Origin of the sequence: Neobacillus niacini (genome assembly GCF_000759675.1) — a bacterium.
Classification (GTDB): Bacteria; Bacillota; Bacilli; order Bacillales; family Cytobacillaceae; genus Neobacillus; species Neobacillus niacini_A.
Genome location: NZ_BAWM01000083.1, coordinates 156970 through 172299, shown reverse-complemented (window position 1 = coordinate 172299; position 15330 = coordinate 156970). Strand labels below are relative to the sequence as shown.

12 protein-coding genes, 3 pseudogenes and 1 riboswitch are annotated in these 15330 nt (G+C 33.3%); of the genes and pseudogenes, 3 read left to right on the top strand and 12 right to left on the bottom strand.

All coding sequences use genetic code 11. The features are described 5' to 3' along the window. Window positions 1–146 precede the first annotated feature (146 nt). A pseudogene (locus TR08_RS20365) lies at window positions 147–761 on the bottom strand (transposase); the annotation flags it as partial. Between the two features lie 250 nt (window positions 762–1011). On the opposite strand from TR08_RS20365, the gene TR08_RS20360 reads away from it, so the two are divergent. After that, window positions 1012–1524 (top strand): DoxX family protein, encoded by a 513-nt coding sequence (locus TR08_RS20360; protein ID WP_045521387.1) that lies wholly within the window; start codon window positions 1012–1014, stop codon window positions 1522–1524. Between the two features lie 1227 nt (window positions 1525–2751). Here the strand turns inward: TR08_RS20360 and TR08_RS20355 are convergent. The 6 genes and pseudogenes from TR08_RS20355 to TR08_RS20335 form a co-directional block, all read right to left on the bottom strand. Further along, complete coding sequence (locus TR08_RS20355; protein WP_045521385.1) at window positions 2752–3015, bottom strand: hypothetical protein; 264 nt, start codon at window positions 3013–3015, stop codon at window positions 2752–2754. A 103-nt stretch (window positions 3016–3118) separates the two neighbouring features. Next, window positions 3119–3421 carry an MTH1187 family thiamine-binding protein gene (locus tag TR08_RS20350; RefSeq protein WP_045521383.1) on the bottom strand — a complete coding sequence of 101 codons (303 nt, stop codon included), beginning with the start codon at window positions 3419–3421 and terminating at the stop codon, window positions 3119–3121. A 124-nt stretch (window positions 3422–3545) separates the two neighbouring features. Further along, window positions 3546–3734, bottom strand: a pseudogene (locus TR08_RS31335) (YiaA/YiaB family inner membrane protein); the annotation flags it as partial. A 13-nt stretch (window positions 3735–3747) separates the two neighbouring features. Further along, the gene (purT, locus tag TR08_RS20345; protein ID WP_274521036.1) at window positions 3748–4917 is read right to left on the bottom strand and encodes a formate-dependent phosphoribosylglycinamide formyltransferase; all 1170 of its coding nucleotides are present in this window, start codon (window positions 4915–4917) and stop codon (window positions 3748–3750) included. Window positions 4918–5124: 207 nt separating this feature from the next. Next, window positions 5125–5225: riboswitch (SAM riboswitch) on the top strand. A 259-nt stretch (window positions 5226–5484) separates the two neighbouring features. After that, entirely contained in the window at window positions 5485–6318 is an 834-nt protein-coding gene (locus TR08_RS20340; RefSeq protein WP_045521382.1) for an NAD(P)-dependent oxidoreductase, read from the bottom strand. Between the two features lie 139 nt (window positions 6319–6457). Beyond that, on the bottom strand, window positions 6458–7777 hold the full coding sequence (locus TR08_RS20335) for a GntP family permease (protein WP_045521381.1): 1320 nt from the start codon (window positions 7775–7777) through the stop codon (window positions 6458–6460). 362 nt (window positions 7778–8139) lie between these two features. Here TR08_RS20335 and TR08_RS20330 point away from each other — a divergent pair, with 362 nt between their 5' ends. After that, window positions 8140–9021, top strand: a complete 882-nt coding sequence (locus tag TR08_RS20330) for a LysR family transcriptional regulator (RefSeq protein ID WP_045521379.1) — start codon at window positions 8140–8142, stop codon at window positions 9019–9021. 110 nt (window positions 9022–9131) lie between these two features. Then, window positions 9132–9536, top strand: coding sequence for a carboxymuconolactone decarboxylase family protein (locus TR08_RS20325; RefSeq protein ID WP_045521377.1), 405 nt, complete (start codon window positions 9132–9134; stop codon window positions 9534–9536). A gap of 184 nt (window positions 9537–9720) precedes the next feature. On the opposite strand, the pseudogene TR08_RS20320 reads toward TR08_RS20325, so the two are convergent. From TR08_RS20320 to TR08_RS20300, 5 genes and pseudogenes are all read right to left on the bottom strand, one after another. Then, window positions 9721–10263: pseudogene (locus TR08_RS20320) on the bottom strand (purine-nucleoside phosphorylase); the annotation flags it as partial. Between the two features lie 394 nt (window positions 10264–10657). Continuing rightward, window positions 10658–11269 (bottom strand): hypothetical protein, encoded by a 612-nt coding sequence (locus tag TR08_RS20315; protein ID WP_045521376.1) that lies wholly within the window; start codon window positions 11267–11269, stop codon window positions 10658–10660. Between the two features lie 101 nt (window positions 11270–11370). After that, on the bottom strand, window positions 11371–12381 hold the full coding sequence (locus TR08_RS20310) for an RES family NAD+ phosphorylase (protein WP_045521375.1): 1011 nt from the start codon (window positions 12379–12381) through the stop codon (window positions 11371–11373). Between the two features lie 254 nt (window positions 12382–12635). Then, window positions 12636–13469: a hypothetical protein gene (locus tag TR08_RS20305; RefSeq protein WP_045521373.1), complete on the bottom strand. Its 834-nt coding sequence runs from the start codon at window positions 13467–13469 to the stop codon at window positions 12636–12638. Beyond that, a complete protein-coding gene (locus tag TR08_RS20300; protein ID WP_045521372.1) occupies window positions 13453–15330 on the bottom strand; it encodes a DUF2326 domain-containing protein in 1878 nt (625 codons plus the stop codon). Before TR08_RS20300 ends, TR08_RS20305 begins: the two co-directional genes overlap by 17 nt.

Sequence of the window (15330 nt, the reverse complement as noted above, 5' to 3'; positions counted from 1 at the left end):
AGTTATGCTAACCTGATGGGTCACAGTGCCCTTTTGTTGAATAAACCTGGTACTCCGTACATATTTGAAATCCTACGAATAAGAAACATTCAAAATTAAAGTTAACTATTTTAAATGATACATTTTATATAACTAATGTTTTATTCCTATGCTGCTAAAGGGGATAATACTTGGACTTTATTTGGACAGTAAGACTCGTTTCGTCGTGCTATTCCTACAAAAATCCTTGCTAGTTCACCGATCAGTTTCATGATTGATTTCATTTTCTTTATCTTCTTAATTTTCACATTATGGGAATGCATGGATTTAAATTCAGGGTTATTCATCACAAGGCTCATGGTTGCTAAGTAGAGGAAACGTCGTAGTCTTGACCTTCCACGCTTCGAAATAACAATCTGACCTTTCCACTTGCCAGAACTTGCTTCAGCTAGATGTAATCCTGCATGACGTAATAGAGAATTTCCATTTAAAAATCCACTTAGATCTCCAGCCTCACCTAATATACCTGCTAATGAGATTTCACTTATTCCCTTTATCATAAGCAGCTTCTTTGCGAAAGGGATTTGATTGAGAACTTCTTTTACTTGTTGTTCAACTCTTTCGAGTTGTTTTACAGCGAGGTCATATTCTTCTAATAATTGTTCTAGATGGAATTTATAAGCATCAAGTGCTTGTCCAGTTCCAATTGAAGATTTTGCTAGATTGATTAGTAATTGAGCTTTTTTAGGTCCTGGTTGTCTTTTCATTAATGACTTCCATCCCCTTTTTTACATTATCTTAATATTAAGTAAATCGTCATTTAACAATAAAAAGCTAGTATTAAAATAACAATAAGACAAGAGGGGGATAGAATTGAGTTTTATAGCAAAATAACTAGCTTCTAATAGGGATAATTAACTAAAAATTGAAAATCATTTGGTCCCTTTTTCTTATTGATAATCCCAATAATATAATCGATAATGATAATCAATATCAATAATAATAGTTTTCATTTACTTAGGAGGTTTTATTATGTTTATTCAATTTTTAAAGGAAAATCGTTATGTATCATTGCTGCTTACTGTACTTCGACTCTATCTTGGATGGCAGTGGTTAAATGCTGGTTGGGGAAAAATCTCTAGTGGAAAATTTGATGCAAGCGGCTTTATTAATGGAGCAATAAAAAATATGTCTGGTGAACACCCTGCTGTTCAACCTTGGTGGGGAAATTTTTTAAAAGAGGTTGCATTACCATACGTTGATCTTTTTAATGTAATAGTTCCTTGGGGAGAATTTTTAGTAGGTCTAGGATTAATTTTGGGTATTTTCACGTCATTTTCTATACTAATGGGGCTTACAATGAACTTTGCTTATATGTTATCAGGAACAACAAGTACAAATCCCCAAATGGTTTTACTAGGAATGTTTATTCTTGTGGCAGGAATAAATGCTGGAAAATTGGGATTGGATCGTTGGTTCATGCCGTTATTAGGAAAATTGATTAATAAAAAAGCTGGGAATGAACAATTTTCCCAAAGTACATAATGAAAATAGCCCTTCTCATAATTCGAGAAGGGTTTTTCTATTTATTAAAGGCAATTTATCAACTTATTCATTTAATCTTTTCTTCAACTCCCTCAGTTTGATACGAATATCTCTCGAATGCTCACTTATTCGCAGGATTTCATAACCCTTGTAATTGAATTTACTTTTAATAGTGCTAATCCGTTAACTTAACAAGAAAGGTCGCGTACCTTCTTTACCTATTCTGCTTCGTTACTTGAATAAGGAAAAAGGCGATCCTTCAATATTGAAGAATCGCCCCCGTTTGTTTAATAATTTCTATCCAAAATTCCTATCCAAAAACAGAAGTAGATAACTACCTGCACAAAGATAAATTGCAACTTAAGTTACTACATAAATTGAAAATTCGAATAAGGTTAATTTTCTTTCTCTCTTAATTTTTTAAAATGTCTATAATAATAGAATGAACATAGGAGTAGTATTATTGCCGATACTTGGAATATGTTTTCCAATAGACTAACCAAAAAATCATCTCCTAATATTAATAATATATTCTTTTTCATTTAACTTTTCTGTTCCTACTTCAATAAAAAAAGCACTTCTTTTTCTTGAAGAAATCTGCCCATTAGCACAATAAAAAAAAGGCTGCCGAAAATGGCAGATGGATCTTTAACTCTTGCACCCTTTAGTTGAAGAAGACCCATTAGACAATCGATTATATTTGTCGATTATACCTTAAGGAAATATAGCTATCTTCCTCTTCTTCATATTGGAATTTAAAACCATTGGCTTCATAAAAAGGAATGCCTTTAAGATTTCCTTTTTGTACAGAAATCCACTGTGCTGTGGCATTGTATTCTTTTCGCTGTTTAGTTAATTCAATATTTCTGCTTTTATTCGCTATTTATGATTACTTAACGGGATGTATTGGTTGTGTGAAAATTGATTTACGCTATTTTCTTATCTCTTTAGTTTTATTTATTTCTGACAAAAGCAGTAAAAAAGTAAGATTAAGTTCTTCAATTAACGGATTCAAGAGTTTAAAATTGGGGCTGTCATTGAGGTATCTATTAAATTTACTGCCATTTACATCATTTTTTAATCGCTAATTAAACCCACAGATTTATGCTGGTCCCTGAATCTGATTTCGGTTCACACTTTAGTTAACATAATATTATTATATATAACTACACTCTTTAACGAATCGAAAGGTCCTGAACTTTCTGACTTACTTTTTATAATTATTCCCTATATGCTTATTACAGGAACTGCATAATTTGCTTGATTTTGATAATATATATCCAAAAAATCACTATCATGAACCTCTTTTGGAAATATTGTTAAGTATTGTTTTGCTGCTGAATGATCGGTATTCATCTTTTCTAACCAAGTAACCATTTGATTATAGGTAACTTTAAAAGAAATATCAGACATTATCCCTTTATTTTCGTCTAAATCTAATACTTCAATAATGGATAAATCTTCTGTTTTATCTAAGGATCGGTTCCCCAATTATTTTAATGCAAGCTGTAGAAAATAAAAAAACAGAAACCATTCATTATTTTTCGTGGTTTCTGGTTCTGGTTTCTATTAATTTTATAATGTTTTATATTGCTTATATTTTTGACTGTACCGACTGTAACTTGCGCTCCATTGTATTTTCCTTGTCACGTCGATCATCAATTCGAACATTCGTACAAACTCTCTGCAAGCCTTTCTGAAACGGAACTTCATGAAGTTCTTGAACAATCTCCAGCAATAGTTTTAAATCACCTTCGATTAGAGTACTCATTGGAGTTAATTGAAACTTCACTTTACCTTCATACTTTTGAAGAACTTTTTGTATCTCAGCTACAAACTCACTGACACTTGGTGTGGCTGTGCCAACTGGTATAACAGTAATATCAACAATAGCCATTCTTCTACCTCCTGTTCAATCTACTTCATTAGAATATCATGAAAATTCATGAACACAAAAGTATTATAACGGTAATCGGGTAGAAGGTGGCACACTTTTACATAATTGAATAAGCCCCGTTAAATTAACGGAATATACTCAATCTCTCTTTCTCTTGCCTCTGTGCATCTCTAATATTCTTTTGAACCGTTATGGCAGCAAATAAACTAAGACCAAATGACACACCATAAAATCCTTTTTCGTTCAATTACATCGAAGCGTTATACAAGCCTACGAGATATGCCGTAACACCTACTAACAGTCTTATTGCCGATGATTCCAAAGCGTTATTCGTCATACTTCACCATCATTTTAGTAGCTGCTAATTCGGCTCGTTCTCTAGCCTCATTTACAGATTCTCCGTTGCTTAACACTACCGCCATCCGTCGTCCCACTTTTGTTTCTGGTTTTCCAAATACCCTAACCTGTGTATGAGGGATGGATAAGCTTTCAGCGATTCCAGATATTTGGTAAGTCTTACTTTCTTTTTTGGCCTTAATCGTATGACTTGCACCAGGTTTCAATAGCTGCACATCTGGAATGGGATAGCCTAAAATCGCCCTTACATGTAAGGCAAATTCGGATAGATCTTGCGTAACCATGGTAACCATCCCCGTGTCATGTGGTCGTGGTGACACCTCACTAAAATAGACACCATGTGGAGAAAGAAATAATTCCACTCCAAAAACTCCATACCCACCAAGTGCATCGGTGATTTTTTTGGCGATGACCTGAGCCTCTTGGATTTGTTCATCTGACATGGCATGCGGCTGCCAGGATTCAATATAGTCACCATCTTTTTGCACGTGCCCAATAGGAGCACAAAAGGTTGTTCCAGAAGCGGAGCGGACGGTTAAAAGTGTGATTTCAGACTCAAAATGGATAAATTCTTCCACAATCATTCGGACTTTTTTACCTCTTCCACCTGCAATCGCCTCATTCCATGAACATTCTACATCCTCTATCGAACGGCAAATAGTTTGCCCTTTTCCAGAAGAACTCATGATAGGTTTAATGACGCAAGGAGTCCCAATTTTCTGTACAGCCTTCCTTAGCTCGTAAAGTGTGTCCGCAAAGGCGTACTTCGCTGTTGGAAGCCCAAGTTCTTCGCTTGCCAATCGGCGAATTCCTTCCCTATCCATGGTCAGGTTCACGGCATTAGCTGTCGGTACGATACGGAAACCTTCATTTTCAAGAACCACCAATGTTTCTGTTGCAATCGCCTCGATTTCGGGAACCACCAAATCTGGTTTCTCTCGTTCTATCACTCTACGAAGTTCTTCTCCATCAAGCATGTCCACTACATAAGAACGATGGGCCACCTGCATGGCCGGTGCGTTTTCATAACGGTCAACCGCAATGGTCTCCAGCCCTAAACGCTGAGCCTCGATGATTGTCTCTTTTCCAAGTTCACCTGAACCAAGTAACATCACTTTTTTCGTCTGGGTACCAAACACCTAACACAACCCCTATCGTTTGTATTTTGATTATATTATCCTATATTCTTAACGATTACAAGTATATATTTTTAGCTAAACACGAACATTATAAATAAAAAAATAATATATTATTCGCATTTAAAAAGAAAGCGGTATCGTAGTAGTTATTTGTTGACAGATATCTGAATATGCGTAACTTAACAGGAAATTAAATAGGCAAGAATACTCTTATCAAGAGAGGCAAGGGACTGGCCCTATGAAGCCTCGGCAGCAGACTTATCAATAGTACTGTGCCAATTCTAGTAGTGAATGCTTGAAGATAAGAAGAGCTTTGGTTATGGACTTCCCCCTTTTCTTATTTTTAGAAGTGGGTTTTTTTATTTCTTAGAAAGAGGGTAATGATTGATGACAAAAACACTAGTTAAAGCTCCGTTTAAAGCCGACCATGTAGGGCGTTTTCTTAGAACAAAACCTATTAAAACAGCAAGAAATAAACAAATAAGGAAACCATTCTGTTCAACACAGAACACTTTCCTATTAGTGAGATTGTATAATCAACCAATTAAGTGTTACTTTTTTCAATTATTAGGCTTTTGGTTTCTCTTTTCCCATAGAGTCAAATAATTGTGTAGATGATAAGGCATTGAATGGTAAGGATACATTATGTTTAAGCCCTTCGTTATAAGCCGCTTTTAAGTCTTTAAGTAAAACAGCCAAGGCAGTGTCTGCTGTCCATTCAGAAATATCGCTCCAATTTCTAACAACCCAGCTATCACCTGTACTAACTTTTAATAAGTTTAATAACTCTTCTTGAGGTAAGTTATAGTGATTCCCTAATTTAAGTCCTTCAGCTAAAGCATTCATGTTAATACCTAAAATCATATTATTAACTAATTTTGCTACTTGGCTGTTGCCTGGTTCCTCGCCATAGTAGAATGTATTGGATCCAATCGCATCAAAGTATGGTTGGAAAGATTTCACGATGTCTTCTGAACCTGATGTCATAATCGATAATGTTCCAGCTTGAGCACCTGAAGCACCACCGCTTACCGCAGCGCTAATTAATCTCAAATCACTTTCTTCTTCGACTTTTTTACCTAATTGATTCATTGTATCAGGGTCAAGTGTACTCATAACAATAATTGTTTTATTTTTAGGTTTGGCAGATAAGATAGCGTTCTCACCAAAAATAATATCAACATTTTGGGCATAGTCACGAACCATTGAGATAATCGCATCGTCAGCTTGTTCCGCCACTTCTTTTAAAGTTTCTACCATGGTTATTCCAGCAGCACTTGCTTTCTCATAAACACCTTTAAAGGCATCATAACCGATTACTTCAAAACCAGCTTTCTTTAAATTAACGGCCATCGGGAAGCCCATTGTACCTAATCCTACAAATCCAATTTTTTTACTCATGATATATTCCTCCTAATTTTATACTTTTAAATTATAGTAATTAAATCTATCACATAAATAACTTTAGAATAATGTTCTTGATGCCTCGTTATAGTTGAATCATTGATAACAAGCATGAAAACTTGCTAAAGTTACATAGTTAAGCTAAACCTAAGAGGGCCATGATAACGATAACGGCCATTGCGATCCAGTGGGTAACACTTATACTGATAAATCCATTTTTGAAGGTGTCTTTCATAGTTAATCCCGTTAAATTGTTAAATATAATCAAGAATCCAGAGTAAGGAACAATTGATAGAGCTCCAGATCCGATTGCGATTGCACGGTGAACCGTTTCCGGATCTAATCCCATTTCCAAATAGATAGGGGCAAAATTCGCAACAGAAATGCCAATTGCTCCAACAGCTGAAGCAGTAATACCGCCTATCAGACCTGTACCAATCATTAATGAGAGTACAGGAGGACCAGGAATAGATTGAATCAATTGAAATACACCCTTGAACGCAGGAACACTTGTAGCAATGCTACCAAATGCAATTGTACTACCAGTTGTTATCGTTGATGATAACGATTCGTTAGCACCTTGATTTAATACCTCTTTTTGCTGTTCAATTTGTTTACGGAATAATATTGCACTCAATACGATCGCAACAATTAAAGCGACAATAATGATGTTACTTACAGAACTAAATAGTAATATTATGCCTAATAACACGATGATAGGCAGTAAACTGATAATGAATGATGGAAGCTCACGCTCAGTTGCCGCATTACTACTTTCATCCTTCTCATCCGCATTAAATGTCTCGTTCTTACGCAAGCTTTTGGACAACGAGAATTTCATAAATACTAGTATGAAGACAATTGCTACGATGGAAGTTACGATTCCGATAACCGGAGCAGCGGTTAATGTGGTTCCCAAAGCCGTTGAAGGCACAATATTGTGTAATGAAGGTGCCCCAGGCAACATCGTCATCGTGAATGTTGAAGTCCCACCAAACACAGGAATGGTAACTAATTTCCACGAAATATTAAGTTTTCTGAAGATTGGTTTAGCCATTGGAATTAATGCGAATATGATTACGAATACATTAATACCACCGTAAGTAAGAATGGCAGAAATAATAAATAATGCCACTAATGCATTGTACGGGTCCTTGGTTCCTACCACAGACAATACTTTATTTGCAATTGAAATCGTTGCCCCACTTTTATCCATGTATTTCGCTAATATAGAACCTAATAAGAATATAGCGAAATTTGATGCAACAAACCCTGCAAGTGCCGTCATATAAGAATTTTCTTTGCCAAATACTGTCTCGAGTATTGGTACCCCGTTAAACAGCAACACGACAATCGTCGCTATGGGTGCAGCAATGATGATATTGAACTTTTTAATAATAAAGAGAATGATTGTTAGTATACCTAACAATATTCCCAGCAAACCTAATAGATCCATTTCTACTTTTTTCCCCTTTATTTTTAAAAAATAATCCTACCAGTACCTTTCGGATTCCCATTAAACAACGTACTTCTGCTGCATTAGGAAATATATATTCAATTAAATAAGTTTTTAATTAAAATATCTCGAATTCGAAATAAATAAAAATAATTATTTCATTTCCCGTCTGTTTTAACTGCTGTAACAACCATAATTGCGCCAGTCATTACGGAATCCTTTGTTATCCGATTTCACTCCTAGCATTTTAAAATTTTGTTCACAAATTCGTCACACTTAGTATACATCTTAAGTTTATATGAGTAAAATGAATAATAGGAATAGAAAATATGCATTTTTTTCATAGATTGGAGATTACATTCATGGACATACGTCACCTTACTTACTTTATAGAAGTAGCCAAATACAAAAGTTTTACCGAAGCTTCCAAATCCCTCCACTTGTCACAGTCTACCCTAAGTAAAGTAGTGAAAAGTTTGGAAGAAGAATTAAAAGTAGAACTAATTGACCGTTCCGCAAAGAAAATTGAATTAACGGACGCAGGTGAAATCGTTTTGGCGGAAGGCGAGATTATTATGGAATCGATAAATGATTTATCTATCCACCTATATGATTTAATGAACTTAAAAAAAGGAAAAATAAAAATCGGCATACCTCCAATAATTGGGTTTTTATTTTTCCCAAAAATCATTAAAGGGTTCAATAACCTGTACCCCGATATAAAAATAAAAATCTTTGAAGATCATTCAAATAAGGTTAAACAGGATGTCAGAGACGGAATATTGGATTTTGGTGTGGTAATGCTGCCGGTGGATGAAAAGGAGTTTGATGTGATTCCCTTTGTTAATGAAGAACTGTCGCTCTTCGTCCACACTACCCATCCATTAGCACAAAGGGAAAAAGTTGAATTATGTGAGTTAAAAAATGAAAACTTTATCTTATTTAACCAAGAACTTATTTATAACCTTATTATTCAAGAATGCCTACGAGCTGGTTTTCGTCCGAAAATTGTCTATGAAATTTCTGAGTGGGGTTTTATTAGTGAAATGATTGGCGAAAACATAGGCATTTCGATTTGTCCAAAACCCATTGCAAAAAAAGTTAATCAAGACTTAATCAAGGTGATTTCCATCGAAAATCCAAGCATTCCTTGGAGTTTAGGATTTATATCAAAAAAAAGAAAACATGCGTCACCTGCAGTTCGTGAATTTATCAAGTATATTTCAGCTGAATTACCTTTTTAATCATGAAAAAAAGGAATGTAACGCATGAGTTATATGTATTTTACGATTAATAAAACCTGCGTTATAGTTATTTCTGTCAGATACGAATAACTTTTTAGGAGGAAAAAAACGTGGAAAAAACTCGTTACCAACAAGGTTTAGATATTATAAAGGAGTATACTTTAACAGATAACAAGGAAATTGGAACACACATGAATATTGTAGACGAATTTAAAGAACTGGCACCTGATTTAGAGAGCTATATTGTTGAATTTGCTTTTGGAGATATTTATTCACGAGAGGGGTTAACGAATGAGCAACGTACCATTGCCACAATCTCTTCTCTTGTAACTATGGGTACGGAGCCGCAATTGGAATTGCATATCAACACGGGACTTACAATTGGCTTAACTCCAAAAGAAATTGTTGGAACTATCGTGCACTTGATTCCCTATACAGGCTTCCCGCGTGTCTTGAATGCTCTTAAAATTGTAAAAAAAGTTTTTGCTCAACGAAATGTAACAACTAACGATTAAGAAATACAATTACATTAATAAAACCGTTAATAATACCTCCTTCCATCAAACACGAGAAGGAGGTATTATTCATGGGACTCTGGCCTTTGAATTGTATGGGCTCTTCTACTATTTTACCCATCGTATATATCATCAGCTGACTTTTTATCATGATGATAAAAAGTCAGCATGAAACTATCATGGATTACATTCTTGTAATGGTTTCTTTAACTAGTTTGATAAATTTCTCTCTTACCATAGCAGCCACTTCAATGACTTCATCATGACTTAATGGTTGATCGAGAATCCCACATGCCATATTGGTTAAACAAGAAATACCGAGTACCTTCATTCCTCCGTGAACCGCTACAATTGCCTCTGGGACAGTTGACACCCCAACAGCATCCGCTCCTAATGTTCGAATCATACGGATCTCAGCTGGAGTTTCGTAAGCTGGACCACTCCACCAAGCATACACTCCCTCTTGCAATGTGATGTTTTGTTCTTTTGCTACAGTAACGGCAATAGTTCGTAATTCACGATTATATACTTGTGAAACATCAGGGAAACGAGTTCCTAACTCATTATAATTTGGTCCAATTAATGGATTGGTACCAACTAAATTAATATGATCCGTAATTAACATTAAATCTCCTGGGTTAAAACTTGTATTGATGGCACCGCATGCATTCGTGATGAGGAGATTCTCTACACCCAGCGCCTTCATGACACAGACTGGTAAAGTAACAATTAAATTATAAACCAAACTGCACTATGCACTCCACATGGCTTGATTAGTGACCGCAGACAATTATGTAGCAGTGTTTACCTTAAATATTTTTAATCTTTAAGCTTGTTCAACATCACTATTCGAACCTCCATATCCCCATGCCAACTAATAACCAAAGATTAATTTCTCAAAAAAGTCAAGAGAATACTTTTTTACACGATCAAGTAATTTAGTCACTAAGTCTCTTTTCCCTACAATGTCTTTTTAAATCCAACTTTAAAATGAGTTCTACATATCAAGAGTTTATATTGTAGCACATAGGGTGCTAGTAAAAGCATACTGTAACAAACAAAACTCTTTTATAATATTTGTAAATAATTAGACAAGATGTAGTTTCACTATCTAATATCTTTTAGAGAAACCTAGCCTCCACTTTCACCTTAATTTCTTCTTGTCTAGTTTTATCTTTGATATCCATATGTCTAAAGTAACTACTAATAAAATAATAAATTACATTTTTAGTTAGATTAGAATACCTCTTAGCAAAATATTTAATTTGGATTCTAGTAGGATATCTAGCCTCATAAGCAACTTTAATATTTTTTGTCCCACCATTCTTTTCCATTAAAATATTTTGTGCTTCATTTATTTCATTTGGAAGAAATCCAATAAGATTTGCACCCACAATTTCAGCTCTAATTTCTTTGATAATATTAATTAATCTTACGGTATGTATATCATGCTTTCTATCACTTTTCATCTGTTTTATCGAATCACCATTAATTAAATGAGCAAACTTAAGAGCTAATATACTTTTTAAAGGAGTTTCTTGTTCATCATCATACAGTTTAACTAATTTTCTTGAAAGGAGTATAGTACTTTTTGATAATGCTGTACCGCTATAAGACTTGTCAAAGTAATCAACATAAATATTAATTTTATTAGCATAGTTAGCTTTTACTTTTAATTGTTCTAGCGTTACATAAACATCCTTATACTTCTTTCTATTTAACTTCCAAAGCAAATTACTGTTTCTCCTAATTTCTTGTGAATTATTGCTACCATAATCTTATAAAATTATGGTAATCGATCTGATTGAACTAGCATATTTGTTGTTGTTTACCGTTAGAATCCTCTTTGTTTTTTTTGCTTTGTTAAAAAATCAGCTTCTGTAACATAATTGAAATCAATTACGTGAAACTGTCCTTCTAGTTTTTCATAATTTAGAACTACGATATTATTGCCTGTATTTGAACGCACACTTGGATACCGAATCGCGTCAAAGCCTGCTGATAATGCTGCATCTGCAACAAAGCGGGTAAATACATAGTGAGGTTTATACCAACCCTCGCCTTCAACGGGTGAACTCATTAGCGATGAAAGTTGCATTGCCTGTACGAAATGGTTGTCCTCCAAATCTTCGGCCATTAAATCTAAAACCTTTAATGGATTTATGATTTCAATTTTCGCAAGCATTATGCCCATAGAGGGTTTCCGCATCTCAAGATAACATGTTAGATCATCCTCAGCTAAATACAGCACCTGTTTACCGGCATGGTTGTATCTGCCTTCTACTATATATTTATTTGGTGCGGCTAAGAAGTCCTTACTGGTATAATCATGTTCATTTTCGTATACTCTTGCTCTGTAAAGAGGATTTGGTAATAGCGAAGGCTCAATGCTTTTTGAAATCACTTCAATTTCAGTATAGACTTCCTTAGCAAATGGATGAAGCATTAAGAGAAATGGCGTTTTCTCTGCAAGGGTTGCAATCTCATGGACATTAGAATCAAAATTATCTGGAACATCAAAATTCAAATCATATGGCCACATATGTCCTGAAAGAGAATCACCACAGTTAGGACATCTTATATACCCTGATAAGTCAAAAAATTCTTCTTTAGTGAAGTAGTCTTGAATCCGCCCACCACTATAAAATATATCTAGTGAAATGAAATTTCTTTGAAAATCTAAATCTCTGTTATATATTCCTGGCCATTGTTCGATAAAATCATCAACACAACTATCACAATAAAATGTTCCTGCATTAAACCAGGATTCCAAGTCTCGATAAAAAAGCTCCATCATTGCGTCATAAAGTTCTACCCTCGTTAATCCATCTTTCCACTCAGTCATATTGTTTTCCCCTTTATATAAATCTTTTTCTGCTAAAAATATAGCTTATACCATTAAGATATTTGTAAACTTTCCTACTCTCTAAGTTTTAAAAAAAGTTTATGATTCGAATCCAGCAGAATAATATTACAAAGATCTATCGAAATTTGATCTAAATAAAAGAGGCTTCTAATAGTTTACACAAACTAACGGAAGCCTTTATCACAAAATTTGTTAAGTTTAAAAATTATTCGCAATAGAAATTGCTTTTAATTTTATTGTTCGCTTCTCCACGGATACAAAGCGTTAAGGTGAGCTGTTTTCTCTTTCAGATACCCCTCAACCCAATTAATTCCCTGGTCTAAACATTGCTCAAGTGAAATATCTTCATATTTAAAAGTTTTTACATTTTTAAAATCAACTTCGTAATCACCCTGCATCCAAGTATCTCCAACTCCTTCTTTCTGAATCCAAATTGAAGGTAGTCGATTAAAAGCACAGATTTTAGCTTCATCGATTTGTCCAGCAGCTTCAGATTTTTCTATTAATACAAATCGAGCCAAAGAAGCATAAGCTAACATCTTTTCTTCGTTCGTTATTGTCTCTACTTCTGGTTGCTTTTTTATTAAAATAGGTTGATATCCTTTTCTTTCTACTATGTTTGCAATTTCTTGTAATTTTTCCAAGTATTCAGTTGGAGAATCTTTTCCTAAAATTAACACCACTTTTGTTTTACAAGAATCTATCCATTCATTTATAGGCATCGTATTATTACTAGGTATTAGATTATATATCTGGGTAGTATTATTTTGAAAAGTATTTTCACTAATTAAATATTCTAAATGACCGAATTCTTCTAAAAAACTAGGTCTATAGAATTTCTGTGATTGAAGTAATAGTAAAAGTTTCTCCGAAAGATCTTGTTGCATAATAGCTTCAACAAGGTTTTCACAATTAATTTTTTTGGGGGTATATTTGTTATATATACTATCTTTATTTATACCCAAGTTCCTTAATATACTTAGAATTTCTGTATCAGAATACTTAGCAGTAAGGAAATTCACCATCTTATCTTGATCTTCGTATGATAAATTAAAAAGTAAAGCCAAATAATTTTCCTCCTTCATCACCTGTATCTAACTGTAAAATTATATGTTCATTTAATACTTCTTCTGGTTTAGAAATTGTAGTAATAATATACTGGAAATCTACTTTTCCTTTCTTTTCTAATTCTGCTTCTTCTAATCCAATAATATAAGAGAATATATTATGATATACATCAATATCTATATCATTCACGTTTGGTGAATCGTGAATTAATAATTTTGGGTGATAAGTTGAATTATTTATGGATAGCTCTAATAATGCTAAATCAAATGCTATAACTTTAACATTCTGGGCCGCTGCTCCACTATCAACATTATCTTCCGAATCAATATATGCAATTTCAACTTCAATATTATTCGCTTTAGGACTAAATTTTAATATTCCTTGTCTTGTATTATTATACAAATATCTAACTACTTTATCATAAACTTGGATTAATTTATCTTTATTTTCCTCAATTTCTAAATTAGCTGTATCAATCTTTTGATTAATCTCTTTTTTCTTTTTAACTTGGATATTAAGGTCACTTTTATATTCTTCAAGGTCTTCTTGAATACCATTTAGATATAGAATTTCAGCTTGTTCTTGCTTTAGATTATCTAATCTATGTTCTTTATCATTTAATTCTGTAATTATACTCGCAGTAAAATTACTTAATTTTTCTATAAGTCGTGATTTAGTATCATTCAGCTCACTTTTAATTGTGTTTAATTCATCAATATGTACTCTCATATTTTCTATAGCATTCTGTAAATCACTTATTTCGTTCTTCAATATCTCTTGTATAAGAGAAATACTATCACTATCTTCTTTAAAGCCTTCCTCTGGCATTGCATTATCTCCAAATGATCTTAAACATGTTGGACATATTTCTAAATCGTATTCTCTAAAAAAATCTGATGCTTTTGTATAAAGATTAAAAGAATCCAATTCTTTATAAATATCATTAATAGTAGCTTGGTAATTTAGAATTCTAGATTCATTGAAACTAACCTCTGATTCTAATATAAAAAGTCTTTGTTCAATTTCTTTTAGTTCGTTACGTAGTAAAGCTTCATCATTATTTCGTTCCAATAAGTTTTGTTTCAATAAACTAATTTCATTTGAGATTTGTTGAATTTTACTTTCATAATCAATGTATTCATTTTCAGAATTGGCTATTGATTCTTTCTTTTTTAAATATTTAGCTATCGTATTAAAATCTTGAGCAGCTTGCTTTCTTTTTTCTTCAGCTTCTAGAAGCTCTTGCTCAAGTTCTATTTTTCTTAATGTACTTAACCCAGCAAAAAATTCAGAACGGAATCTAGCAAATTGTGCTCCTTCACTAATTCCCATTGGCCTTTGTATATTTGAAAATCCATCAACTTGATTTCTAATTATAAAGGGTATGTAACTTCTCAAGCTTATAAGTTTTTCGTCATTAATGTAATTATTTTTTTGAAGAAGTTCAAGTTCGATAAACTCTTTATAGTCATCAAGCGATGGGCCAACTATAGGTTGTATATTATTATTTTTTAAAAGATCATTTTTTATCCAACCTTTATATATTAAATTTTCAGTAGAATCAACTAATTTTCTCTTTAAAGTAAATTCGCATTCATTAATTGAAACTTCCATAATTAAATAATAATTTAATAGTTCCTTACGAGCTTTAACTTGACGTTTTTGAAAGAAAGAGTTACTTCCTAGACCATAGTCTATTAAATTTACAAAAGTAGACTTTCCTAAGCTATTTCTTGGTCCACTATTTTCACCATCTAATATTTTTTCAGCAAAAACAACATTTAAGCCTTTACGTAAACCCACATCAGCTTTACCCTTAATTGGTAATGTACCGACATAATTTATAAATAATTTAACCAT